Source organism: Bradyrhizobium sp. PUT101, from assembly GCF_052043945.1.
Taxonomy (GTDB): domain Bacteria; phylum Pseudomonadota; class Alphaproteobacteria; order Rhizobiales; family Xanthobacteraceae; genus Bradyrhizobium.
On record NZ_CP197207.1, the window covers coordinates 6,542,801 to 6,565,690 of the forward strand.

The window sequence follows — 22,890 nt, forward strand, 5'->3', positions numbered from 1 at the left end:
GCTTGAGCGTGCCGGCTTCACGCCGCCGGCGTTGCGCCCAGCTGCATGCGGTGGAAGCGCAGCACCTGCTGCGCTGTCGATGGGCGCAGCGCCTCATAGGTGTCGCGTAGCGTCAGAATGTCGGTCTGCGACCCGCCGGATAGCTTCTCGCGCATGGCGATGATGGCACGCACGCTCGACCATTGCATGCCAGCGACCTTGGCGAGGATCATCACGCCCTCGGTGCGGCTCTCGATCATCATGGTCTCGGCGGTCTCGACCGCGACGCCCGCGAGTGCAGCCAGCCCCGCATTGGTCTCGTCGAACTTGCCCTGCTCGGCGAAGGCGGTGACCTGGAGCTCGTTGAGGCGGCCGTCGTCGTGCAGCGATTTCACCAGCGCGCGGGCCATCTCGGTCTGCTTCGTCATGGCGGCGGCGCGAACCCGCTGGGCCGCTTGCTGGACTACGCTCGACACTTCGTCCGCAAGCTCGGGATGCGCGGCCGCAAGCTTCCTGCGCACGCTCGAGGATGCCTTGGCGACCAGCCTCAAATAGTGATGGCGCGGCAGGTCGGACCGCAGGCCGATGCAGCTGGCGAGGTCGTCGTCGCGTTCGGCGCGGATGACGAGCTCGGTGAGACCTCCCTCGGAAAGCCGCGCGCCCGGATTGCTGACGGTCGACTGCACCACGTCCTCATTGCCCCGCATCACCAGCACGTCGGTCAGCGCTTCCGACAGCATCCGCCGCAGCGAGATCGCCTTGAGATGCGCCTGGCCCCTGGTGCGCGCGATCTCGATCAGCGTCGCCTCGTCCAGCCGTTCCGATCTTGACAGCACCGGGCCGGAGACCTCGATGACCTCGTCGAGTGCGAGCGTGCGGATGGTTTTCGGCGGCGCAGCCGCGATCGGTGCGAGGCGTTCGGCGAGCAGCGCCCTGGCCGACGTCTCGATCTGCCCTATCAGGCACTGGAACACGTCGTCGAACACGCGGATGTGGTCGTCGGAATAGTCCACTGCGTTGCCCGCGAAGAGATCGGTGACACGGCGCAGCGTCTCGACCCGGCGCGCAACGGTGCCGTGCGAGAGGGCGGCCTGCAATTCCTCGAGCAGGTTTTCGGATGGTATTGCGGATCTGGATCTCATTGCCCTGTCCTGGAGCGTTCGACCCGGCAGCGGCTTCTGTCGCACCGGGAAAAAATGGATTGGTCAGTTCGTTAAAATGCAGTTGCGCCCTTGCGCCTTGGCGGAATAGAGCGCGCGGTCGGCGCGCGCGAGAAGAGTGTCGGCAGTATCAATGTCGCGCAGCGTCGCGACGCCCGCGGAAATGGTCACCCTCATACCCGGAGAAAATGCGTTCCAGTCGAGATCGGCAACGATGCCGCGCAAGCGCTCGAGCATCCGATGTGCGACGTCGCCCGACGTGTCCGGCAGCAGCAGCAGGAATTCCTCACCGCCGTAGCGGCCGAAACTGTCGGCCGGGCGGAGATTGGCGAAAATTGTGATCGCGAAGGTACGCAGCACCTCGTCGCCGATGGGATGGCCGTGGGTGTCGTTGATGCGCTTGAACCAGTTGATATCGATCAGCGCGATCGCGCAAGGCGTGGATGCCTGACGCGACTTTTCGATCTCGGCATCTAGAAGCCGCATGATGCAGCGGCGGTTGTAGGCGCCGGTGAGTTCGTCGAGCTCGGCCAGCTCCTCGATACGCTGATAGGCGGCCTTCAGTTCGATGCTGCGCCGGTACAGGATCTTGCGCAGGGTGGCGCCGAACAGGCCGAGGAAGGCGCACTGGCCGATCACCAGCACGAAGCAGAGCATCGAGGCGGCTCGCTGCAGCCGGGTCGTGACCGGCAGCCCGATCGGCAGGTCCGAGCCCAGGAAAACCATGGCGAGCCCGCAGGTGGCAAGGCCCCAGGTGAGCATCGCCTGGCTCGACGTCATACGCAGCGTGCCGAAGGCGAAGATCAGGAACAACACTGCGAGGAACGCGACCCCGACCGTCGGCACCGCGAGCAGGAACACCAGCTGCAGCGCCATGTGCGCCGAGATCTGATAGACGGTGAGGTAATGATCCTCGAACCGGTCGCCGAAACCGGCTTCTGACAGCACCGTGAACGTACCGATGATCAGGACGCCGCCGAGCCAGAACAGCGACGGAACTCCCATGGAGATCGTGCCGTCATAAGCGTAGAGCAGCAGGACCGAGGCTCCCAGCGAGTAGCTCGCGACCTGGCCGACATACATCTGGCGGCGTTGCCGGGCTCGGCGCGCCCTGACTTCGGGAGCGGCCGTCTCGGGCGCGAGGACGAGGTCCGCGACCTCTGCGGCATTCCTCTCGGGAAAGGACGTCGCGGCCGTGCTCATGGTCCCGCCAATGGTGGATGTCAGCGCAAAATCTACGTGGCAAGCCTTTAGGTTTGGTATCCTTTGGAACCGAATCCGAACCGTGCAGCACGGAACAAGATGATCAGCCCTCGTGCGATTCTTGCCGGCGATCATGCATCGTGTGCGATACGATCGAGCCAAAGCAGGGCTTGGTGCGACAAACCTGGGCAGGGCTGCTATGGAACCGGACTAGGCCGGTGCCTGTGCCTTCCGCAGGGAAAGTATCTCAGTATTATGTTACCGATCTGGATTGACGCCGCTGATCGCCGCGGATGGGACGGCAAAAATGCGCCTATGTGGGGTAGCTCACACTCGCTCCCGCACGATTGCGGTAACTTGAACAATTTTGCCCCCCCCGTCGAACCGTCCGCCGCATCGACCCGACCAACTTTGCGAGACGGCCATTGAGCGCGACACAGGCGGCTTCCGACGAGGTCCTGATCGCCAGGATCGCTCAAGGTGACCGGCTCGCCATGCAAGTGCTGTACGGGCGGCACCATGTAAGGGTTTACAGGTTCGGACTGCGGCTCGTGCGGGACGAGCAGGCGGCGGAAGACCTCATCAGCGAGGTGTTTCTCGACGTCTGGCGTCAAGCCGGCAAGTTCGAAGGCCGATCAGCGGTTTCCACCTGGCTGCTGGCAATCACCCGATTCAAGGCCCTGTCTGCGCTCCGGCGCAGGAAGGATTTTGAGTTGGACGAAGAAGCCGCCAACGCGATCGAGGATACGTCCGACGATCCGGAAACGGTGGTGCAGAAGAAGGATACCAGTGAGGCGTTGCGGGAGTGTCTGACGGGCCTCTCGCCGGAACACCGGGAAATCGTCGATCTCGTCTACTACCACGAGAAGTCCGTGGAAGAGGTGGCCGAAATCGTCGGAATTCCGGAGAACACTGTGAAGACGCGCTTGTTCTATGCGCGCAAGAAACTGGCCGAACTGCTGAAGGCAGCCGGCGTTGAGCGAGGCTGGCCATGATGGCATTGAGCAAGAAGATGCTGGAGCAAGAGCCCAGTGAAATTGAACTGCTGCTGCCGTGGCACGCCGCCGGCACGCTGAGCGCGCGCGATGCGCGCCGCGTCGAGGAAGCGCTGGCGCGCGATCCCGAGCTTGCCAGGCAATATGCCGCGGTCCGCGGCGAGTACGCAGAGACCATCCATCTGAACGAGAGCCTGGGTGCTCCGTCGGCGCGCGCGATGCAGAAGCTGTTCGCCGCGATGGACGCTGAGCCGGCGCGGGCGAGCGGCTCGCTGCCGCTGTCGACGCGCATCTCGACGTTCTTCGCGAGCCTGTCGCCGCGCACGCTGGCGTGGTCGGCGAGCCTCGGCGCCATCGCACTCGTGCTGCAAGCCGGAATCATCGGCGCCGTGCTGATGAAGAACCAGCCGGCGACCTTCCAGACGGCTTCGATCTCGACCAGCGCGCCGATCACGCGCGAACTTGGTAGCACGGCCGCGCCGGCGCGCGCGCTGGTGCGATTCACGCCCGAGGCACGCGTCGCCGACATCACCGCGCTGCTCGACAGCTACCAGGCTTCGATCATCGGCGACGCCAAGGGCGGCATGTTCCGCCTCCAGTTCGACAAGGCGATGAGCCAGGACGAGCTCGCCTCGCTGCTCGGCAGGATGCAGCGCGAGAAGTTTGTCAACCTCGCCGTCGCGGCGCCCTAGGCGCGCCGCCGAGCCGATGACGGGCCAGTCCGAGAGCAGGGTGCGTGCCGGGGCCTACGCCTCATCCATCGGGGCCGTCCTTCTGGTCGCATCTTGTTTCGGCGTCGAGGTTGCGCAGGCGCAGGCGATCATGCGTACGCCTACGATCAGCGTTCCCTCGCGCACCCCGACGATCTCCCCGAACATCGCCCCGCGGGTCAGCCCGACCCTATCCGCCAGGGCGGTGTCGGTCGATCGCGCCCCGCGTCCGATCACGACCGCCCGGATTCCTTCGGCGCGGATCGGACCGACGCCGGTGCTGCCTTATGCGCGCTACTCCCCAAACCTCTACCCGGCCTGCTCGGCGCCCCATCGGGCTGCCGACGGCGAATGCCTGGCACAGCCGAACGCGGGCGGCGAGGGCAGTGGAAAATCGGGCAAGAAGACCGCTCGCAAGGGGCGCGGCAACAACACGTCGGTCGCGGTGAACCAGCGCAGCTTCGCCAACGAATTCGTCGCCGAGATCGACGGCACTCTGTCGGTGACGGAGGCCGACGAGCTTGCGCGTCGCCACGGCCTTGCGCGCGTCGCATCCGAGAACTTTCCGCTGATCGGGGCGACGTTCGGTCTGTTCCGCATCACCGACGGCCGGCCTGCCGAAACGGTGCGGCGTGAGTTCGCAGCCGACGGCAGCGTGCGCTCGGTCCAACCGAACTTCCGCTACGTGCTCCAGGACCAGAAATCGTCCGTGCCGGTCGAGGGCGATCCCGCGCAATATGCGCTGGCGAAACTCCGCCTGCCGCAGGCGCATACGCTGGCGCACGGAGCCAACGTTACGGTTGCCGTGATCGACTCCGGCATCGATGCCAAGCATCCCGAACTCGCCAATTCTGTCGCCGACAATTTCGACGCGCTCGGCAGTAGCGAGGGGCCGCACGTCCATGGCACCGGCATCGCCGGCGCCATCGTGGCGCATGCCCGCCTGATGGGCAGCGCGCCCCAGGCGCGCATCATCGCCATCCGGGCTTTCGGCGGCGCCAATGGCGGCTCCGAGAGCTCGTCCTACATCATCCTGCGCTCGCTGAACTACGCCGCCGAGCACGGCGCGCAGATCGTCAACATGAGCTTTGCCGGCCCGAAGGACGCGGTCATCGAGCGCGCGATCGCGGCGACGGCCGCGCGCGGCCTCGTGCTGATCGCGGCAGCCGGCAATGCCGGCGCGAAATCGCCGCCGCTCTATCCGGCTGCCAATCCCAACGTGATCGCGGTCAGCGCGACGGATCAGCAGGACAGGCTGTTCTCCGCCTCCAACCGCGGCAACTACATCGCGGTCGCAGCCCCCGGCGTCGACATCTTCCTGCCGGCACCCGCCGGTAAATACCAGATGACCTCGGGAACCTCGTTCTCGGCCGCCTATGTCTCCGGCGTGGCGGCGCTGCTCCTCGAGCGCAACCACGCCTTGAAGCCGGAGGCTCTGCGCATGACGCTGGCAAAGACCGCGCGCGACCTCGGCTCACCCGGACGTGACGACCTTTTCGGAGACGGGCAGACTGACGCCTTTGCCGCGGTCATGGCCGTTCCCGCCGACAGCGCGACGCCGGTTGCGGCTGCGTCCGGTACAACAAAACGTGAAGATGCGGAGAAGCGTCGCGACGAGCCCGGCAGCCGTGCGATCGAGCAACCATCGCTGTCCGGCGGGGACAATAAATCCGCGGTTTCTCAGGCAGATAGACCGGCGGCGCGATAGCGGCTGCGACGAGGATGCGCGCAGGCCGACGGCCAAAAAAGCGCACCCTCGCATTGAACGTTCAGCCAGCTGCCACGACCAACTGATGTGGGAGCGGTCATCCCTCCCCATCAGTCATATCAGGCGCGAGCGCCCATCCACCCCAAGCGCCCATATGGCTCGACCCGTCCGGTTGTCCCCCCGGACGGGTCTTTTCTTTTCAGAGCGCTTTTGAGCGAAGTGGACGCCGGTTCGCGTGACGAAAACGCGTCAAAACAAGAATCTGGAGCGTCGGTTCAGATTCAAATCGGAACCGACGCTCTAAAGCATGATCCGGAAAAGTGCGCAGCGGTTTTCCGAAAAGATCACGCTTAAACAACGACCTAAAGCGCGATGACGATTCATCCTCATCGCATCGCGCTTTAGGCATCCGGTCTTCTGACGCTCCGCATTCGTTCAGCTTGCGGTTGAGGATCGCCCGGGCGTCCGCGGGCCGTCGCACGTGCAACGCGCCGCAACTCGGTTATGCTTGTGCGAAGCTTGACTCGAAAATGCAGAAAATTCCCGGATGAGTACGGTATTTGATGACGAAAGCCGTGTCGCTGCTGGACAAGTCAAATCTTTTCCACAAAATATTCATGTCGCGTCCAAATTGATTCGTGTGCGTTGCGTCCCCGCGTCCGTATTTTATCCTGACGGGCTGGTTCATGACACATCGCCAAGAGTTCGTTCGCGACGCGGCCGCGGGCCGCGCCATCGCGGCGCGCTGGTGCGCTCTCGCCGAACAGCGCCTGCAACATCTCTCCGAGATGTTCGAGACCGGCCGCTGGCGCCGGTATCATTCAGAGATCGCGTTCCTTGAAAACATCCAGGAAGCCAAGCGCGCCGTCCAGACCTGGCGCGCGCTCGCAACCGGCGGGGACGTCGCCGAGGCGGCTGCAAGCGTGACCCCTGCATTCGGTTGGTCGCCGGCGACGATGCCCCGCATGGCACCGCGCGAGCAGCAGGCGCAGACCGTCCAGCCCAAGGCCGTTCATATCGCTCACGCGACCGCAATGCCGCTCAGGCTCGATCAGAAACCGGACGTGCTCGCGGAGATCACCGAGGCGCCGATCGCGCCGGTGTTGCCACCCGTCGCGATGCCGCCGCCCGCTGCACCTGCCGCGGTGGCTTCGTTTACCGCCCCCGCCGAGATGCCGCCCCTCAATGCTCCCGTTGCGAGGGTGCCGATAAGCGGACCTGCCGTGAGACGGCAGGTCCCCACGCCGGCCGCCATGGCAACGCTTCTGCCGCAGTTCGCTCCGCCCGCCACCGAAATCGTCGCAGCCCCCGAGCGCGTCGTCGAATTCACCTTCAGCCTCGACGGGCTGGAAGCGAAGTACCCGCTGCTGCGGAACGCGTTCTAACGTCGCACCGCATTGCCGCCGACCATTACCTGCGCAAAGCGTTGCGCGCCGTCGGCCGACAGATCCGACGTCACCGCCCGCGCGTGGTCGAGCCCGACCACGGCGCCTCGTGGCGTTTCCGAGATCATGTTGTTGTTGACGAGCGCGGTGCCGGCCCCCGGCATCACCGACACCCCGACGCCGGCCAGCGCCTTGCGGATCACGTTGCCCGTGATCGCGACGTCGCGCAGATATTTGCCCCAGCCGGCGACGATGCCGTAGGACGGCGCGTTCTCGATCACGTTGCCGGTGACCGATGTGTCAGCCTCGATGTAGATGCCGACGCCGGCATCGTCGTCCGGTGCGGTGCCGATTGGCCGCTTCGGGATCAGATTGCGGATGATGTTGCCCTGGACCACCGCGATGCGGCCGCCCTCGTTGAAATTGCAGACGGAGACGCCGACGGCTGCGCCATCCACCGTGTTGTTGGCGATCACCGCGGCTTCGAACGCAAACTCCGAATAGAGCGCGACCTCGCGCACGTCACTGACGCTGTTGCCGGTGATGTGGATGTTCGAGGCCGAGTTGCCGCGCACCGCCGAATAGTCGCAATTCCTGATGCGGTTGCCGCGCACGATCACGTTGCCGGCGCGAAACGCGTTGATGGCATTGCCGTACTGGCCCGAGCCGCCGGGTCCGGCCTTGATGTCCTCGATGCGGTTGTCGGCGACCAGCGTGCCGTCATCGCCGATCGCGGTGCGCAGGATCTCGATGCCATTGTCGTTGGTGCCGATGATGGTGTTGCGGGAAACGCTGAGGCCCCTGGCGTCGAACGAGACCACCGCGGTCACCGCGATGTTGGTGAAGATGTTGCCGGAGACGTCGCCCGCGACCTGCTCGAGCCAGATGCCGCTGCCGCCGGATCCGGTAACCGCACAATCGGCGACGCGAATGTCCCGACCGCCGAGAACATGGATCAGCCCCCGCCGGGGCGGCAGGGGAATGTTGCCGCCGTCGAAGGTGATGCCGGTGAGGCCGATCGCATCGGAGCCGTCGCTCTGGATCATCGAGGTTCCGCCCGTGAAGACCAGCTTGGTCGCACCGCGCACGCCGATCAGTTGCGCGCCATTCGGAAGCCGCAACAGCCCGGTCCGATAGACGCCCGGCGGCAGCGCCAGCGGCATTTGTGCCCGTGCGGCCTCGTCGATCGCGCGCTGGAGCGCACGCGTCTGATCCTCGCTGCTGCCGGGGCGCACGCCATATTGCGTGGCGTCGCGGCCGAGCAGGGACGTCAGCGGCGCCGCGCGCGCAGCGTCGGCCGGCATGGCGAGCGCGCCGGCGATGCCCGCGGTCGAGGCTCCGATCAGATAGCGGCGATTGAGGTCCATGAGGGCGTCCTCCGGCGGACGCGGGGTCCGCCATGGTTAGGTAGCGCAGGGCAGCGGAGGTCGCGGGGATTGTTCGTGGTAGGGTTAAATGTTTACCCAAAGACGGTGCCCTGGGGCGGGCAAAGCGAGCTGTCCGCCGTAGCTCGGCGAGCGAAGGCAGGAAGCGTGCCCACCATCATTGCTACGACTGCGGATGCATGGTGGGCACGGCCCAGGGGCCTTTGCCAAGCCTACGAAGCCGGCGTGTTCCGCCGCTTCCGCGCCAATTGCACCATCTCCATCAGCATCGCTTCCCCCGCATCCACCAGCTCCTCCAGCGTGATCCGGGCTGCGCCCTTGCGCCGCGCCGCGCCGTTGCGTGCCAGCAGGGGGATGTGGATGAACGCCGCAAGCCGCGGACCGCCGGCCTTCACGTTCTCGATCGCGCGCCAGCTCAGGTAATTGCAGAGATAAGCGCCGGCATCGCGCGAGGGACGCGCGTCGATGCCGGTGAGGCGCGCGGCGCGCAGCAGCCTTGCGGTGTGCGGGCCGAACGTCATCGCATCGGCATGGCCGGCAATGCCGCGCTTGCTCGACCGGGTGTTGGCGGCATCCGGCCACAGCATGGTGACGGCGTTGCGCGCGCGGGTCTCGATACGCAAATAGGGCGTGCGCGCCGCGAGGCCGAACATCAAGAGCGCATCCGGCTTCGCCGTCGCGAGCACTTCAGGCAATTGCCGGTCGACGGCAGCATAGGTGACCGGGAAGATGTGGCTCGACAGCTCGACATCGTCGAGCGCCGGCCGGCGCAGCTGCGTCAGCCGCGCGACCAGCGGCTGAGTCGGATTGTAGGGCGCGCCGGGAAATGGCCCGAAGCCGGTGAGGAGGATGCGGAGCTTGTCGCTCATTGCAGCAACTCCAGAATGCGCTCGGCGGCGAGCGCCGGCGTGAGATGGCCCTCGGCGACTTCGGCCTCGATCTTCCGGACCTTGGTCCGCACCGAAGCCTCGCTGCGCAATCTTGCCAGCATGCGCTGCTCCAGCATCGACCACATCCATTTCACCTGCTGCTCGCGCCGCCGTGCGGCGAAGTCACCGGACGCATTCATCGCCTTGCGGTGGTCCAAAACCTTCTGCCAAAGCTCGGCGATGCCGGTGCCGGCCAGCGCCGAATAGGTGATAACGGGCGGATGCCAATGCTCGGACCGGGGGCTGAGAATATGCAGCGCGCCGCGATAGTCGGCGGCGGTGATGTTGGCGCGCTTGAGATTGTCGCCATCGGCCTTGTTGATGGCGATCATGTCGGCGAGCTCGACCAGGCCCTTCTTGATGCCTTGCAGCTCGTCGCCGCCGCCCGGCAGCATCAGGGCCAGGAAGAAATCCGTCATGTCGCACACCGCGGTCTCGGACTGGCCGATGCCGACGGTCTCGACCAGCACGACGTCGAAGCCGGCCGCCTCGCACAGCAGCATCGCCTCGCGCGTCTTCGCCGCGACGCCGCCGAGCGTGCCGGAGGATGGCGAGGGGCGGATGAAGGCATCGCTCGAGGCCGACAGCCGCGCCATCCGCGTCTTGTCGCCGAGGATCGAGCCGCCGCTGCGTGCCGAGGACGGATCGACCGCGAGCACCGCGACCTTGTGGCCCTGCTCGATCAGATATATCCCGAGCGCGTCGATGGTAGTGGATTTGCCGACGCCGGGCGAGCCGGTGATGCCGACGCGAAACGCCTTGCCGGTGTCGGGCAGGAGCATCTGCACCAGCTCGCGCGCCAGCGCCTGATGGTCGCCGCGCCGGCTCTCGACCAGCGTAATGGCGCGGGCGAGCGCCGCGCGGCTGCCCGCGCGGAGCTCCTCGGCGAGGGTCTTGATGTCGAGATTGGCCTTCTGAATCATGCCCTGATGTACAACGGTCGGCCGACGCAGGCGAGAGGTTCGCGCGCGCTCCGATTGCCCCATCAGGGTGCCGGGGCTACTTGGCTCACAGTTGCAGGTCTTCCCTTGATCCCGCGCCACAGCATGGTGCCCCAGATCAGCAGTGTCACGACTCCCAGGGTGGCGGCGATCGGCCGCTCGAAGAACATGATGAACGCCCCGTCTGCCTTGATCATCGACGTCATGAAGTTTTGTTCCAGCATCTCGCCCAGGACGAGACCCAGGATGGCGGGCGCGATCGGGAAGCCGTGCTCTTCCATCAGCCAGCCGATCAGGCCCATGACCAGCATCATGATAACGCCATAGACCGAGTTGGTCATGGCGTAGGATCCGACCAGGCAGAACATCAGGATCACCGGCAGGAGCACGTTCCGCGGCACCCGCAACAGCTGTTTGCCGCCCTTGATCGCAATCCACCCCAGCGGCAGCATCAGAATGTTGGCGAGAATGAATATGATGAACACGGCGTAGATGAACTGCGGGTTTTGCAGGAACACGGTCGGCCCCGGATTCATCCCTTTCATGTAGAGAACGCCGATCACGATCGCCGTGATGGAATCGCCGGGAATGCCGAAAACCAGCGCCGGGATCCAGGCGCCCCCGAGTGCGGAATTGTTGGCCGAGGTCGCATCGACGATACCTTCGATATGGCCGGTACCGAACTTTTCCGGCTCTTTCGAAAAGCGCTTCGAGATCGCGAACGAGATCCAGGCCGCGATGTCGGCGCCGGCTCCGGGGAGTGCACCGATCAGGACGCCGATGGCCGACCCGCGCAGGAAGTTGAACCAGTAGCGCTTGAAGACGCCGAAGACGCCGCTGAATATATTGCCGATCTTTTGCGCGATGACGGCTCCCGTCGCATCGGAGTGGACCATGCCGCGGAGCAGTTCGGACAGCGCGAACATGCCGATCATCGCGGGAATGAAGCTGATGCCTTGCAGAAGTTCGACGCTGCCGAAGGTGAAGCGCGGATAGCCTGCTGCGGGATCGATGCCGATGCAATTGACGGCGAGTCCGAACAGCAGGGAGGTAATTCCCTTCAGTGGCACGTCACTGGTCATGAAGACGGCACAGGTCAGGCCGAGCAGGGCCAGCCAGAAATATTCGAACGAGGAGAAATTGATCGCGACCTCGGCCAGCGCCGGCGCGCACACGATCAGGATGGCGACGCCGACGAAGCCGCCCAGAACCGAGAACACCAGATTGACGCCGAGATTGAGGTCGAGCTGTCCGTTCCTGGACATCGCGTAGCTCTCGTCCGTGTAGGCGGCCGACGCCGGCGTACCTGGAATGCGGAGCAGCGCCGCCGGAATGTCGCCGGCGAAGATGGCCATGGCGGTTGCGGTGACGATCGCCCCGAGCGCCGGCACTGGGTCCATGAAGAACGTCACCGGTACGAGCAGCGCCGTCGCCATCGTGGCGGTGAGACCCGGCATTGCGCCGACGAACATGCCAAACCCCGCCGATGCGGCGATCACCCAGAGAACATAGGGGTCGAAGATCAGGCGGCTCGCTTCGAGCAGGGCGTTCATGGCGACCTCAGAGAATCAAATTCAGCCAGCCACGCGGCAGCGGCACGCGAAGCAGCGTGGCGAAGAACCAATAGATCGCGAAGGTGCCGACCAGCGCAGTGACCGCGGCGATCCACGGCCGCACGCCGAGCCAGAGGAACAGTGTCACGAGAAACAGCAGGGCGAGCGGAATGAAGCCGACCGTTTCGGCCGCGAAGATGTAGAGCAGCAACAGAACAAGCACGAGAAAAAACGTGGCAAGGCGGCGTGGTTCCTTGACCCATGGCGCGAGCTCGACCCACGGTGCGCCCATGCGCCGCGCGGTCAATCCATTCCATATCAAGATCCCGCCGCAGACGATCAATCCGGCACTCAGGATGCGCGGAAACAGCGATGGGCCGTACTTTTGTCCGGGAAAGTCGGGGAAGCTGGCGGTCAGGGCGATCATCACGATGGAGAGAATGATGAGCACCACGCCGGCGATAGCATCGTTGGCGCGCAATGGCGGCTCCCTGGGATCGAAGCGAGACGCGCCGCGGACGGCGCGGTCTCGAAGTCTGGGCGGTTAGGGTCTTTCAGCCGGGCTTCAGGTCTTTGCGATACCGGCGGCCTTCATGGCTTCGCCCATCTGCGCGTCCGACTTGTCCATGAAAGCGGCGTAGCCGGAGGCGTCGTTCCATACGACGCCGAAGCCGCGCGACGACATGAACTCGTTGTATTCCTTGGACTCGAAGATCTTCTTCAGCGAAGCCGTCAGTTTGGTTGCGATCGGCTGCGGAAGTCCCTTCGGCCCGGCGAAGCCACGCCAGGCCCCGGTCGTATAGTCGACGGCCATCGCCTCCTTGAGGGTCGGCACATCAGGGAACGTCGCTGCGCGCTTCGGGGCCATGATGGCGAGGCTGCGTGCCTTGCCAGCGTCGATCATCGCGCGGGCCTCCGGGATGGAGCAGGTGGTGAAATCAATGCCGCCCGCGGCAAGATCTTGCATCGCCGGAGCAGCGCCATTGGAGGGCACCCATGCCACCTGGTTCGGCGGCAGGCCCATGGCCTTCAGCCAGCCCACCAGAGCAAGATGCCAAATGCCGCCCTGGCCGGTGCCGGAGGCCTTGAACTTGCCGGGCGCGGAGGCCTTGATCGCGTCCGCAAGGTCCTTCACGGTCTTGTACGCTGAATCCGCCTTGACCTGGATCCCCGGAGGATCCTCGTTCATCAGAGCCAACGGTGTGAAATCTTTAGGCGTGAGCTGGGTCAGGCCGGCCCAGTGCATCATCGCGATTTCCACGGTGATGATGCCGAGCGTGTAGCCGTCCGGTGCGGCGGTCGAGATCGCGGAATGGCCCACCACGCCGGAGCCGCCCGTGCGGTTGACGACGTTCACCGGCTGGCCAAATTCCTTTTCGAGGAGCACGCCGACGATGCGCGCGGTGGCATCGGTTCCCCCGCCGGCACCCCAAGGGCAGATCAGCTGGATTGGCCGGGTGGGATAGGCGTCATCGGCGAGCGCAGGCTTGAAGCCGAAAGCGGCGGATGCCGCGACGGCGGCAGACGAAGCCGCAAAGGTGCGGCGCGAAATCTTGGACATGAATGCCTCCCAGCGGCGCCCGTGACGCCGGGCGCTCTTGTCAATGGCGACATTCTAGTCGGCTTTGCAGAGCCGCCGCAAGATAGCGCTACCAACGAGATCGCCGCATTGTGCGTGAAAGTTGGACGGCCAGCGGATGGGCAGTCGGAAATCGGGTGGGTTTCGCCCGCGCGAACGGCCAACCTCAGCGCGTAGCGAAAGCCAAGGCAAGCCACCGATGACCCGAGCCTATTACAGCGCCGTGCTGGATCACCCGCTGGACGAAGTCTGGTCGCTAATCCGCGACTTCAACAACTATCCCGCCTATATCGACGGGGTGAGCGAGAGCGTGATCGAAGACGACAAGCGCGGCGATGAAGTTGGCGCCGTCAGGCGCTTCTGCTACCTCGGAAACTGGATCCGTCAGCGCCTGGTCGATCACTCGGACCGGCAGCACACCCTAACTTATGCCGGCCTCGAAGCGCTGCCATATCCGCAAGATGACGGCGGCCGGAGCCCGGCGCCGGCGCGCTACGAAGGCACCATGCATCTGCGTCCGATCATCGCGGGCGATCGCACCCTCATCGAATGGTCGGTCACCCTCGAGACGGAGCCTGCGGATGCCGATCGCTGGCAGGCCCTGTTTGCCTCCTGGATTCCTGATTGGACGGATTCACTGGCGCGGGCATTGGCTCGGGCCCGTCCGCGATCGAGTTAGCGACCACTCACGGCCTGTCCGCGTCGCCCTTCGGCCGCGCACCGCCGAAGATGCGGGTGCCTTCCGCGGTCAGGTAGGGTTTCAGCGTCTCCCACGGCACGAAGGCGACATACTCGCCCTCGGCGTAGGGACCGACGGCGTAGGGCGGATAGTGGAAGGTGAGGCCGGAACTCTTGCCCGCCTCGGTCGAGGGCGCGAGCGTCACCGCGCCGATCCGGAGCAGGCTCGGCGCGAGTTCCTTGAACCACTCGTCAGTCGCGGTCTCGCTGGTGCCGCGCTTTGTCTTCTCGGCCTTGAGTGAGGCGATCACGGCCTTCACCATCGCCTTCATGGTCGCCCCGTTGTCGGCGGTCTCGGTGAAGAACGGGCGGATCGAGATGCGCTTGTTGTCGGCCTTGTCCCACAGGATCGTGTTCACGTCCGAATTGGGATGCGCGCCGCGGGTGTTCATGTAGTCGTTGCGGAGGATGCTGATGTAGCGGTCGGCAACGACGGAGCGGATTTCATATTTGCGTTCGAAGTCCCAGCCACCGTCCTTGAAGAACTGCGGATCCTGCTTGCGTGAGGCCGCGGCCTCGGCCGCATTCTTATCGAGCCATTTCCTGCCTTCGGCCAGGCAATCCGCCGCCAGCGCCGCATCCGCCTTGATCCTGTCGTCGAGGAAAACGCGCGCCTCGATGCTCTTGGTCTTGACGACGGCGTCGGGTTTGGGGTCGGCGGCGAGGGCGGAAAACGCGCACGTTGCGCTCAGCGCCAGGGCGACGCTCAAACCAGCGATGAACTTCAAGGATAGTGCTCCTGCGTGAGCGTCAGAATATTTCGACAATGTCGTCTGTGCTGTGCGGCGCAAAGCGGGGAGACGTCGAGCGGCGAACGGTTGCCTGCGTTTGCAAGCCGGTCGCATCTTCGATGATATTTTCGATATCGATCAGCTTGAGCAGTGAAAAAGAAGTATCCGGTTCGATCTCGAGCAGAATGTCGATGTCGCTGTCGTAATCTTCGCCGGCCCGCGAGCCAACAATGGCAAGCTTCGAGACGCCCTTGCCTTTGATGGCGTCCGCATTCTCGCGTATCGCAGCGATGATCTCGTCACGTGTCATGGACACACCTGGCCGGTTGCGGCCAGTCTATCATCTACTCGGCCGCCTCGCTATGGCCGAGCCGGGCATTCAGCTTGCGGATCAGCTCCTCGGCCGCTTCCGCAATCACGGTGCCCGGCGGGAAGATCGCTTCCGCGCCGGCGGCGTAGAGCGCGTCGTAGTCCTGCGGCGGCACCACGCCGCCGACGATGATCATGATGTCGTCGCGGCCCTGCTTCTTCAGCGCGGCCTTCAATTCGGGCACGGCGGTGAGGTGGGCGGCGGCGAGCGAGGAGACGCCGAGAATGTGGACGTCGTTCTCGACCGCCTGCCGCGCGGCTTCGTCGGCGGTGGCAAACAGCGGCCCAATGTCGACGTCGAAGCCGATATCGGCAAAGGCAGACGCAATCACCTTCTGGCCGCGATCGTGGCCGTCCTGGCCGATCTTGGCGACCAGGATGCGCGGGCGACGGCCTTCCGCCTCCTCGAACGCGTCGATCAGCGCCTGAACCTTCTCGACCTGGTTACCCATGCTGGACGCCTCCCGCTTGTAGACGCCGGTAATGGACTTGATCTCGGCGCGGTGCCGGCCGAACACCTTCTCCATCGCGTCCGAAATCTCGCCGACGGTCGCCTTCGCCCGTGCCGCGTCGATGGCGAGCGCGAGCAGATTGCCGTTGCCTTCGCCAGCCGAGCGCGTCAGCGCGGCAAGCGCGGCATCGACGTCCTTCTGGTTGCGCTCGGCTTTCAGCCGCTTGAGCTTGTCGATCTGAAGCCGGCGGACATTGGTGTTGTCGACCTTCAGGATCTCGATTCTGTCCTCGTCGGTCGGCTTGTACTTGTTGACGCCGATCACCGCCTGCTTGCCGGCATCGATCCGCGCCTGGGTCTTGGCCGAAGCTTCCTCGATGCGCAGCTTCGGCAAGCCGGCCTCGATCGCTTTCGCCATGCCGCCGAGTTCCTCGACCTCCTGAATGTGGCTCCACGCCTTCGCCGCGAGGTCGCGCGTGAGCCGCTCGACGTAATACGAGCCGCCCCAGGGATCGATGATGCGGGTGGTGCCGCTCTCCTGCTGCAGGAAGAGCTGGGTGTTGCGGGCGATCCGCGCCGAAAAATCCGTCGGCAAGGCGAGCGCCTCGTCGAGCGCGTTGGTGTGCAGCGACTGGGTGTGGCCCTGCGTCGCGGCCATTGCCTCGACCGTGGTGCGCATCACGTTGTTGAACACGTCCTGCGCGGTCAGCGACCAGCCCGAGGTCTGGCTGTGCGTGCGCAGCGAGAGCGAGCGCGGGTCCTTCGGGTTGAACGGTTTCAGCAGCTTCGCCCAGAGCAGGCGGGCGGCGCGCATCTTGGCGACTTCCATGAAGAAGTTCATGCCGATCGCCCAGAAGAACGACAGGCGGGGAGCGAAACGATCGACGTCGAGCCCTGCGGCAAGGCCGGCGCGCAGATATTCGACGCCGTCGGCGAGCGTGTAGGCGAGCTCGAGGTCCTGCGTCGCACCGGCCTCCTGCATGTGATAGCCGGAGATCGAGATCGAATTGTACTTCGGCATCCTCGTGGAGGTGTAGGCGAAGATGTCCGAGATGATCCGCATCGAGGGCGCCGGCGGATAGATGTAGGTGTTGCGCACCATGAACTCTTTCAGAATGTCATTCTGAATGGTGCCCGAGAGCTTTTCCGGAGGAACGCCCTGTTCCTCGGCGGCGGCGACGTAGAGCGCGAGGATCGGCAGCACCGCGCCGTTCATGGTCATGGACACGCTCATCTGGTCGAGCGGAATGCCCGCGAACAGCGTGCGCATGTCGTAGATGGAATCGATGGCCACACCGGCCATGCCGACGTCGCCGCCGACGCGCGGGTGATCGGAGTCGTAGCCGCGATGGGTGGCGAGGTCGAAGGCGACCGAGAGGCCCTTCTGCCCGGCCGCCAGGTTGCGGCGGTAGAACGCGTTGGAATCCTCCGCCGTGGAGAAGCCGGCATATTGCCGGACCGTCCAGGGCTGGTTGACATACATGGTCGGGTAGGGGCCGCGCAGGAACGGCGCGATGCCCGGATAGGTCTCGAGGAAATCGAGCCCGGCCAGATCAGTCTCGCCATAGGCGGGCTTCACCAGAATGCCCTCGGGTGTCAGCCACGGTTCGGCGCTGCCTGACGGCGCGGCAATGGCGGCCCGCTGGAAAGCGACATCGGCAAAATTGGGAATGCGGCTCATGGTTTCAACCATATCATAGACGCTCAATCATGATCCGGATGCTGATGGCTGACGATGGTCGCCATCTTCTCCGGTCCGTAATTCTGCTGCGTGGTCTGGCTCGGCAGGTTGGCGATGCCGACCACCCAGCCGAGGCGGGATTCAGTGCCGAACTGCCGCGTCGGGATCACCCGGTCGGGGCGGTCGAAGGTGCCGGTCATGATCTCGATGCGGTCGCCGTCGATGCGGCCGAAGCTCAGCGGCGTGCCGCAGGCGGCGCAAAAGCCGCGCTCGGCGATGGTGGAGGAACGGAAGAACGAGGGCTGTCCCTTGGTCCAGGCGAAGTCCGTCTTGTTGATGTCGGCAAAGGAGGCGAATGGCGCACCGGCGGCCTTCTGGCACATGCGGCAGTGGCAGATCGAGATCCTGGTCGGCGCCGTCATGACGGCAAAGCGCACCGCGCCGCATTGGCAGCCGCCGGTGAGAACGGGTTTGCTGGTGTCGGTCATGGCTGCTCCATCCGTCGATAGGCGTCTTGCAGTGTCGCAAGCGCATCGCCTCCGGCGAAGACAAAACCCGTGACGCCGGCGGCCCGCAGCGCCGCCTCCGCATCAGTCGGGCGGCCCGCCAGATAGATAAGTCTGCTGCCTGCCGTTTGCAGGGCCCGTGCGGCGGGTTCCGCCTGGCTCGCATACACCTTGTCGCTGGAACAGATGCAGGCAAGCTCCGCGCCTGAAGCCTTGAACGCGGCTGCCAATTTGGCCGGATCGGCAAAGCCCTCGCTATCCAGGGCCTCGATGCCGCCGGCCTCGAAGAAGCTCTTTGCGAAGGTGGCGCGCGCCGTGAAATCGGCGGGCGTGCCGAGATTGGCCAGGAACACCTTTGGTCGCGCGCCACGTGCCTTCAACGCCGCGTCGGATTTGTCGCGCAGCGCCTCGAACGGTTCCGCCAGACGGATCGGCGGCAGCGCATCGAACTTGTATTTTGGCTCGCCGTAGGGAGCGAGTGCGACCGGTGTCGCTTTCAACACGGTGGCTTCGCTCTCATGCAGGTTCGGAAACTCGCTGGCGCCGGTCAGCACGTCGCGGCGCTTTGCGATGTTGGCATCGCGCGCCTTTCGCGCGGCCGCCACCTTGCTCTGGAACACGCCCTGCTGAAGCGCGGTAAAGGCGCCGCCGGTTTTCTCGCTCTCCTGGAACAGCGCCCAGGCGGCATCGCAAAGCTGCGCCGTCAGCGTCTCGATTCCGCCTGCGCCCGCCGCGGGATCGCTGACCCTGGCGAGGTTGCTTTCTTCCAGCAAGAGAAGCTGCGTGTTGCGCGCCACGCGCCGCGCGAACGGATCGGGCAGGCCGAGCGCCAGCGTATGCGGCAGCACGGTGATCGCATTGGCGCCGGCCAGCCCGGCCGCGAACGTTGCCATCGTCGCGCGCAGCATGTTCACGTAAGGGTCGCGCTGCGTCAGCATGCGCCAGGCCGTATCGGCGGCGATGAACAGCGGCTTTGGCGTCAGCCCGCAGGCCGTTTCAATGCGCGCCCACAGCAGCCGCAGCGCGCGGAATTTGGCCATGGTCAGAAACTGGTCGGCATCTGCTGCAAGCCGCGCATAGACCATGCCCTGCGCCTGCTCGAGGGGAATGCCGGCGCCTTCGATCGCGCGCAGATAAGCGATGCCGCAGGCGAGCACGAAGGCAAGCTCCTGCACCTCCGAGCCACCGGCATCATGGATCACGCGCCCGTCGGCGGACGCAAACGGTCCCTTGAAGCCGAGCGCGACGAGGCCTTTGATGGCCTCGGCAATGGCAGGAACGATCTCGTCCCAGGTATAGGGGCTGTGGCCCCACATTGCGGCGGCCGCGAGCGGATCGAGCCCGAAGCGGATGTTGCAGGCTGCGGGATCGAGTCCCTTGCTCTTGACATATTCCGCGACATGGATCGCGGCCATCCGCGATTGCGGGCCGATCTGAAGCTCGAGGCCGATGCCGGCGTCGAGATGAATGTCTTTCAAAGCCTTTGCGACCGCGTCCGCCGAAGGTTCCAGGCCGAAGCCATGTGCGCCGCTGCCGCCGGCGAACACCAGCGCGAGCCCCGTCGCGCCGTTCTCGAGGTCGGCCAGGGCCTGTGCATTCGCGAGCGCCGCGTCGGGATGGTCGATCCGCTGTACGATCTGCCACGGCGCAGCCGGCGGCCGTCCCAGCACGGGTGCAACGCCCTTGGCGCGCGGATAGAGCGGATCGATCTTGATGCCGTCATAGGTCTTGCCGACCAGCTTCTCGAACGGCGCGCCCTTCAGCACGCCGTCGACCAGCTTGCGCCAGTCCTCGACGGTCGCCTTGGGAAAATCCGCCGCCAGCGGCAGGTCGTCAGTCACGGAGGTCATGCGGCGAGGGGCTCCCAAACGTCTCGTTATTCGCAGGCGAAATTGCCACGGCAGACCGTCCCTGCAAACGGTTGTTTTTGGTTAACCGGTATCCGGAAGCCGCTCAATGCCTTGCGTCGAGACGCTGGCGAGGCCGTCACGCACACGAATGCCTGAGATCACGCGCTCGGGCGCAATTTCGGCCAGCGGCACCAGCACGAAGGCGCGCTCGAACAGGCGGGGATGCGGCAGCGTCAGGTCGGGCTTCTGCAAGCTGACGTCGTCATAGGCGATCATGTCGAGATCGAGCGTGCGCGGGCCCCAACGTCGCTCCTTGGTTCGCACGCGGCCGAATTTCTGCTCGACCTTCTGCAGCACGAACAACAGCGCGTGCGGATCGAGACCGGTCTCGATCTCGATGCAGGCGTTGATGAAGGGATCCTGGTCCTCGTCGCCCCAGGGTGGGGTGGCATAGTCCGAGGAGCGGGCGATCAGCGCGCCTTGCGCCATGCCGCAGATATGGGCGATCGCCTTGCCGAACGTCGCGCGGACATCGCCGACATTGCCGCCGAGTGCGATCAGCACGCTCGCCATCTCAGGGGTGCCGCGAGCGTGTCAGCATGATACCGACATCGTCGAAGATCGCGGCGATCGGCGCATGCGGCTTGTGCACCGTGATCTTCACGGCGCGGACGCGCGGGAAGTTCGACAGGATGGCGTCGGCCACCGCGCCGGCCGCGCGCTCCAGCAGCTTGTAATTGGTGTTCTTGAACGCCGCCGTCGTCGTCGCCACGACGTCGGCGTAGGACACCGTGTCCGCGAGCCGGTCGCTGCGCGACGGCTCGGACAGGTCGGTATAGAGTTCGAGATCGATGACGAAACGCTGGCCGACTTCGGTTTCGTGATCCATCACGCCGTGGCGGGCATGGATCGACAAGCCGGTGACGAAGATCGTATCGGTCATTGCTTGCTCTCGATTGCATGCGCCACCCGCAGGGCCTGCAGGGTTTCGCCGACATCATGGGTCCGGATGATCTTCGCGCCGCGCTGCGCGGCGATCAGATGGGCCGCGATCGAACCGGCGAGCCGCTCCGATGGTTCCGACGGCGACACCGAGGCGATGAAGCGCTTGCGCGAGGCGCCGACCAGGATCGGCAAGCCGAACACGTCCAGTTCGCGCAGCCGCGCCAGCGCGGTCATGCTCTGCTCGGCCGTCTTGCCGAAGCCGATGCCGGGATCGAGCACGATCTTGCCGCGCACGATGCCGGCCTGCGCGGCGATATCGAGCGAGTGCCGGAAGAACGCCTTCATGTCCGCAATGATGTCGATCGCGGGATCGACGCTGTCGCGGTTGTGCATGACGATGACGGGAGCGCCTCTTGCGGCGATCAGCGGCGCCATGTCGGCATCGCGTTGCAGGCCCCAGACGTCGTTGGCGATCGCCGCGCCCTGGTCGAGCGCGAAGGCCACCACCTGCGCCTTCATGCTGTCGATCGAGACGGGCACGCCGAGCGCCACCACGTCGGCCAGCACCGGCTTCAGCCGCGCCAATTCGTCTTCCGCGGTGACCGGCCGGGCACCCTTGTAGGGCCGGGTGGATTCGGCGCCGATATCGATGATGTCGACGCCATTGGCGATCATCGCCCGCGCCCGCTCCAGCGCCCGCGCCGGTGCGATGAACGCGCCGCCGTCGGAGAAGGAATCCGGGGTGATGTTGAGCACGCCCATCACCGCAGGAAGAGGCCGCTCCAGCAGCGTCCGAAGCGCGTCGATCCCGGCCGAGCCGGCCGGCGGGACGGAAGGGGAAAGCGAGGCGTTCATGCGGCCCGCTTTGCGCGGTCGGGCAGGGGGAGTCAAGACGGGATTGGAGGGGCGTTGCAGCGCGTCCGGGACACGAGAGCGAGCGTAACGCTCGCTGGACGAAACAGGGTGCGGAAAGAACCGCCCTAATACGTAATCTTCGGCGGCAGCTTCTTGGCCTTGGCGATGATGTCGCCGACCGACTTCTCGGAAGGCAGGATGCGGACGAGCTTCTTCTTCTCGTTGGCTTCGCGCATGCTCTGGGCGAGCCTCGCCGGATTTCGATAGGCGAGTTCGCGCACGGTGGTGACGCCCGCGGCGCGGACCAGGCCGACCTTGGCCCTGCCCATGCCGGGAATGCGCATGTAGTCGGAGACGTTGGCCCATTCCAGCAGCGACTGCTCGCTGATGCCCGTCTTGGCGGAAAGCGCCTTGCGGCCCTTCACGGTCGAGGCCGCCTCGAGCAGCGCGTCGGTGGTGCGGATTCCTTGCGCCTTCAACTTGTTGGCTGCAAAGGTCGACAGGCCCTCAATCTCGGAGATTGGATATGTCATGACACTCGGTGTGAAATGCGTGGCTTCAGGCGAATTGGCTGAGGCCCGGAGTCCCAGCGATGATCTTGCCCATCTGATCCGCTCCGATTTTGTCTCGCCCGTAGCGGAAAAGTTCACGGGCGACCTTTTGAATATCGGACATGCCGAGTCCCAGGCCCATCAGGCGCGTGCCGACCGCCATCAAGCCGCCACCCATCAGCCGCGACAGGCCGCCGCCGCTCCTGGACGCCTCGATTGCAGCTTCCGCTCCTGGGATCTGGTCGATCAGAGCCTGCACGCTCTCGGAAGGACCCTCGCTGCGGAGGAAGCCCAGGATAATGCCGACGGTTTTTTCAGCGACAGCACCATCTATGCTGGCGTTTGCCGCCAGCCGTCCGATCAGCTCGTCCATAAGGCCCCTCAGCCGGTTGCACGCCGGAGTATTGCTTTCGAAAATTGATCTTGAGCCGGTGTGATGTGAAATTCAAGCGATGAACGCACGCGCGGTCGCGATTCATCCTCGAACGCGCGAAAAGTGTTGCAGCCGTGCAAGAGCCGAGATCGAATCGGCAAAAAATTGCCGCGCTGCGAATACCCCGTTCCTACTTTCGGCTGATGTTGCCCATTCGTGTCCGACAATGTCGCATGCTCGGGGCGCGTTGAACGGTTTTAATCGGTGTGCGACATGCGTTAAACTACGGAACTGGCGCATTCGAGTTTCAATA

23 protein-coding genes are annotated in these 22,890 nt (G+C 65.0%); 5 read left to right on the forward strand and 18 right to left on the reverse strand.

Features of this window, described 5'->3' with window-relative positions:
• Window positions 1–17: 17 nt before the first annotated feature.
• Together ACSHT2_RS31220 and ACSHT2_RS31225 are read right to left on the reverse strand one after the other, a co-directional pair.
• Window positions 18–1,121 carry a DUF2336 domain-containing protein gene (locus tag ACSHT2_RS31220; protein ID WP_440638720.1) on the reverse strand — a complete coding sequence of 368 codons (1,104 nt, stop codon included), beginning with the start codon at window positions 1,119–1,121 and terminating at the stop codon, window positions 18–20.
• A 63-nt stretch (window positions 1,122–1,184) separates the two neighbouring features.
• Complete coding sequence (locus tag ACSHT2_RS31225) at window positions 1,185–2,342, reverse strand: GGDEF domain-containing protein (protein WP_440638722.1); 1,158 nt, start codon at window positions 2,340–2,342, stop codon at window positions 1,185–1,187.
• 425 nt (window positions 2,343–2,767) lie between these two features.
• Between ACSHT2_RS31225 and ACSHT2_RS31230 the strand changes: the two genes are divergently transcribed.
• From ACSHT2_RS31230 to ACSHT2_RS31245, 4 genes are all read left to right on the forward strand, one after another.
• Window positions 2,768–3,337 carry a sigma-70 family RNA polymerase sigma factor gene (locus tag ACSHT2_RS31230; RefSeq protein WP_319325639.1) on the forward strand — a complete coding sequence of 190 codons (570 nt, stop codon included), beginning with the start codon at window positions 2,768–2,770 and terminating at the stop codon, window positions 3,335–3,337.
• A complete protein-coding gene (locus ACSHT2_RS31235; RefSeq protein WP_440638724.1) occupies window positions 3,334–4,029 on the forward strand; it encodes a hypothetical protein in 696 nt (231 codons plus the stop codon). The genes ACSHT2_RS31230 and ACSHT2_RS31235 overlap by 4 nt, the downstream gene beginning before the upstream one ends.
• Before the next feature lie 16 nt (window positions 4,030–4,045).
• Window positions 4,046–5,755, forward strand: coding sequence for a S8 family serine peptidase (locus ACSHT2_RS31240; RefSeq protein ID WP_440638726.1), 1,710 nt, complete (start codon window positions 4,046–4,048; stop codon window positions 5,753–5,755).
• A gap of 686 nt (window positions 5,756–6,441) precedes the next feature.
• The gene (locus ACSHT2_RS31245) at window positions 6,442–7,140 is read left to right on the forward strand and encodes a TIGR03809 family protein (RefSeq protein WP_440638728.1); all 699 of its coding nucleotides are present in this window, start codon (window positions 6,442–6,444) and stop codon (window positions 7,138–7,140) included.
• Here ACSHT2_RS31245 and ACSHT2_RS31250 read toward each other — a convergent pair.
• From ACSHT2_RS31250 to ACSHT2_RS31275, 6 genes are all read right to left on the reverse strand, one after another.
• Complete coding sequence (locus ACSHT2_RS31250; RefSeq protein ID WP_440638729.1) at window positions 7,137–8,507, reverse strand: TIGR03808 family TAT-translocated repetitive protein; 1,371 nt, start codon at window positions 8,505–8,507, stop codon at window positions 7,137–7,139. The genes ACSHT2_RS31245 and ACSHT2_RS31250 overlap by 4 nt on opposite strands.
• A gap of 230 nt (window positions 8,508–8,737) precedes the next feature.
• A complete protein-coding gene (locus tag ACSHT2_RS31255; protein ID WP_440638730.1) occupies window positions 8,738–9,394 on the reverse strand; it encodes a pyroglutamyl-peptidase I family protein in 657 nt (218 codons plus the stop codon).
• Window positions 9,391–10,377, reverse strand: a complete 987-nt coding sequence (meaB, locus tag ACSHT2_RS31260) for a methylmalonyl Co-A mutase-associated GTPase MeaB (RefSeq protein ID WP_440638732.1) — start codon at window positions 10,375–10,377, stop codon at window positions 9,391–9,393. The genes ACSHT2_RS31255 and meaB overlap by 4 nt, the downstream gene beginning before the upstream one ends.
• Window positions 10,378–10,439: 62 nt before the next feature.
• Window positions 10,440–11,948: a tripartite tricarboxylate transporter permease gene (locus ACSHT2_RS31265; protein ID WP_440638734.1), complete on the reverse strand. Its 1,509-nt coding sequence runs from the start codon at window positions 11,946–11,948 to the stop codon at window positions 10,440–10,442.
• Between the two features lie 7 nt (window positions 11,949–11,955).
• On the reverse strand, window positions 11,956–12,429 hold the full coding sequence (locus ACSHT2_RS31270) for a tripartite tricarboxylate transporter TctB family protein (RefSeq protein ID WP_440638735.1): 474 nt from the start codon (window positions 12,427–12,429) through the stop codon (window positions 11,956–11,958).
• A gap of 84 nt (window positions 12,430–12,513) precedes the next feature.
• Window positions 12,514–13,509, reverse strand: coding sequence for a tripartite tricarboxylate transporter substrate binding protein (locus ACSHT2_RS31275; protein WP_440638736.1), 996 nt, complete (start codon window positions 13,507–13,509; stop codon window positions 12,514–12,516).
• Window positions 13,510–13,726: 217 nt separating this feature from the next.
• On the opposite strand from ACSHT2_RS31275, the gene ACSHT2_RS31280 reads away from it, so the two are divergent.
• A complete protein-coding gene (locus ACSHT2_RS31280) occupies window positions 13,727–14,206 on the forward strand; it encodes an SRPBCC family protein (protein WP_440638737.1) in 480 nt (159 codons plus the stop codon).
• 7 nt (window positions 14,207–14,213) lie between these two features.
• On the opposite strand, the gene ACSHT2_RS31285 is transcribed toward ACSHT2_RS31280, so the two are convergent.
• The 10 genes from ACSHT2_RS31285 to ACSHT2_RS31330 form a co-directional block, all read right to left on the reverse strand.
• Window positions 14,214–14,993: an RsiV family protein gene (locus ACSHT2_RS31285; protein ID WP_440638738.1), complete on the reverse strand. Its 780-nt coding sequence runs from the start codon at window positions 14,991–14,993 to the stop codon at window positions 14,214–14,216.
• A gap of 22 nt (window positions 14,994–15,015) precedes the next feature.
• Window positions 15,016–15,306 (reverse strand): nucleotidyltransferase family protein, encoded by a 291-nt coding sequence (locus ACSHT2_RS31290; protein WP_440638740.1) that lies wholly within the window; start codon window positions 15,304–15,306, stop codon window positions 15,016–15,018.
• A 34-nt stretch (window positions 15,307–15,340) separates the two neighbouring features.
• Window positions 15,341–17,497, reverse strand: coding sequence for a methylmalonyl-CoA mutase (scpA, locus tag ACSHT2_RS31295; protein WP_440638741.1), 2,157 nt, complete (start codon window positions 17,495–17,497; stop codon window positions 15,341–15,343).
• Between the two features lie 23 nt (window positions 17,498–17,520).
• On the reverse strand, window positions 17,521–17,985 hold the full coding sequence (locus ACSHT2_RS31300) for a GFA family protein (protein ID WP_271528561.1): 465 nt from the start codon (window positions 17,983–17,985) through the stop codon (window positions 17,521–17,523).
• The gene (locus tag ACSHT2_RS31305; protein ID WP_440638743.1) at window positions 17,982–19,853 is read right to left on the reverse strand and encodes a methylmalonyl-CoA mutase family protein; all 1,872 of its coding nucleotides are present in this window, start codon (window positions 19,851–19,853) and stop codon (window positions 17,982–17,984) included. Before ACSHT2_RS31305 ends, ACSHT2_RS31300 begins: the two co-directional genes overlap by 4 nt.
• 81 nt (window positions 19,854–19,934) lie before the next feature.
• A complete protein-coding gene (gene folK, locus ACSHT2_RS31310) occupies window positions 19,935–20,426 on the reverse strand; it encodes a 2-amino-4-hydroxy-6-hydroxymethyldihydropteridine diphosphokinase (RefSeq protein WP_440638744.1) in 492 nt (163 codons plus the stop codon).
• A 1-nt stretch (window position 20,427) separates the two neighbouring features.
• Window positions 20,428–20,796, reverse strand: a complete 369-nt coding sequence (gene folB, locus ACSHT2_RS31315) for a dihydroneopterin aldolase (protein WP_028176687.1) — start codon at window positions 20,794–20,796, stop codon at window positions 20,428–20,430.
• Complete coding sequence (gene folP / locus ACSHT2_RS31320) at window positions 20,793–21,653, reverse strand: dihydropteroate synthase (RefSeq protein ID WP_319325667.1); 861 nt, start codon at window positions 21,651–21,653, stop codon at window positions 20,793–20,795. The genes folB and folP overlap by 4 nt, the downstream gene beginning before the upstream one ends.
• Window positions 21,654–21,778: 125 nt before the next feature.
• Window positions 21,779–22,186: a DUF4332 domain-containing protein gene (locus tag ACSHT2_RS31325; RefSeq protein WP_319325669.1), complete on the reverse strand. Its 408-nt coding sequence runs from the start codon at window positions 22,184–22,186 to the stop codon at window positions 21,779–21,781.
• Between the two features lie 25 nt (window positions 22,187–22,211).
• Window positions 22,212–22,577, reverse strand: a complete 366-nt coding sequence (locus tag ACSHT2_RS31330) for a DUF2267 domain-containing protein (RefSeq protein ID WP_194388471.1) — start codon at window positions 22,575–22,577, stop codon at window positions 22,212–22,214.
• Window positions 22,578–22,890: the final 313 nt, after the last annotated feature.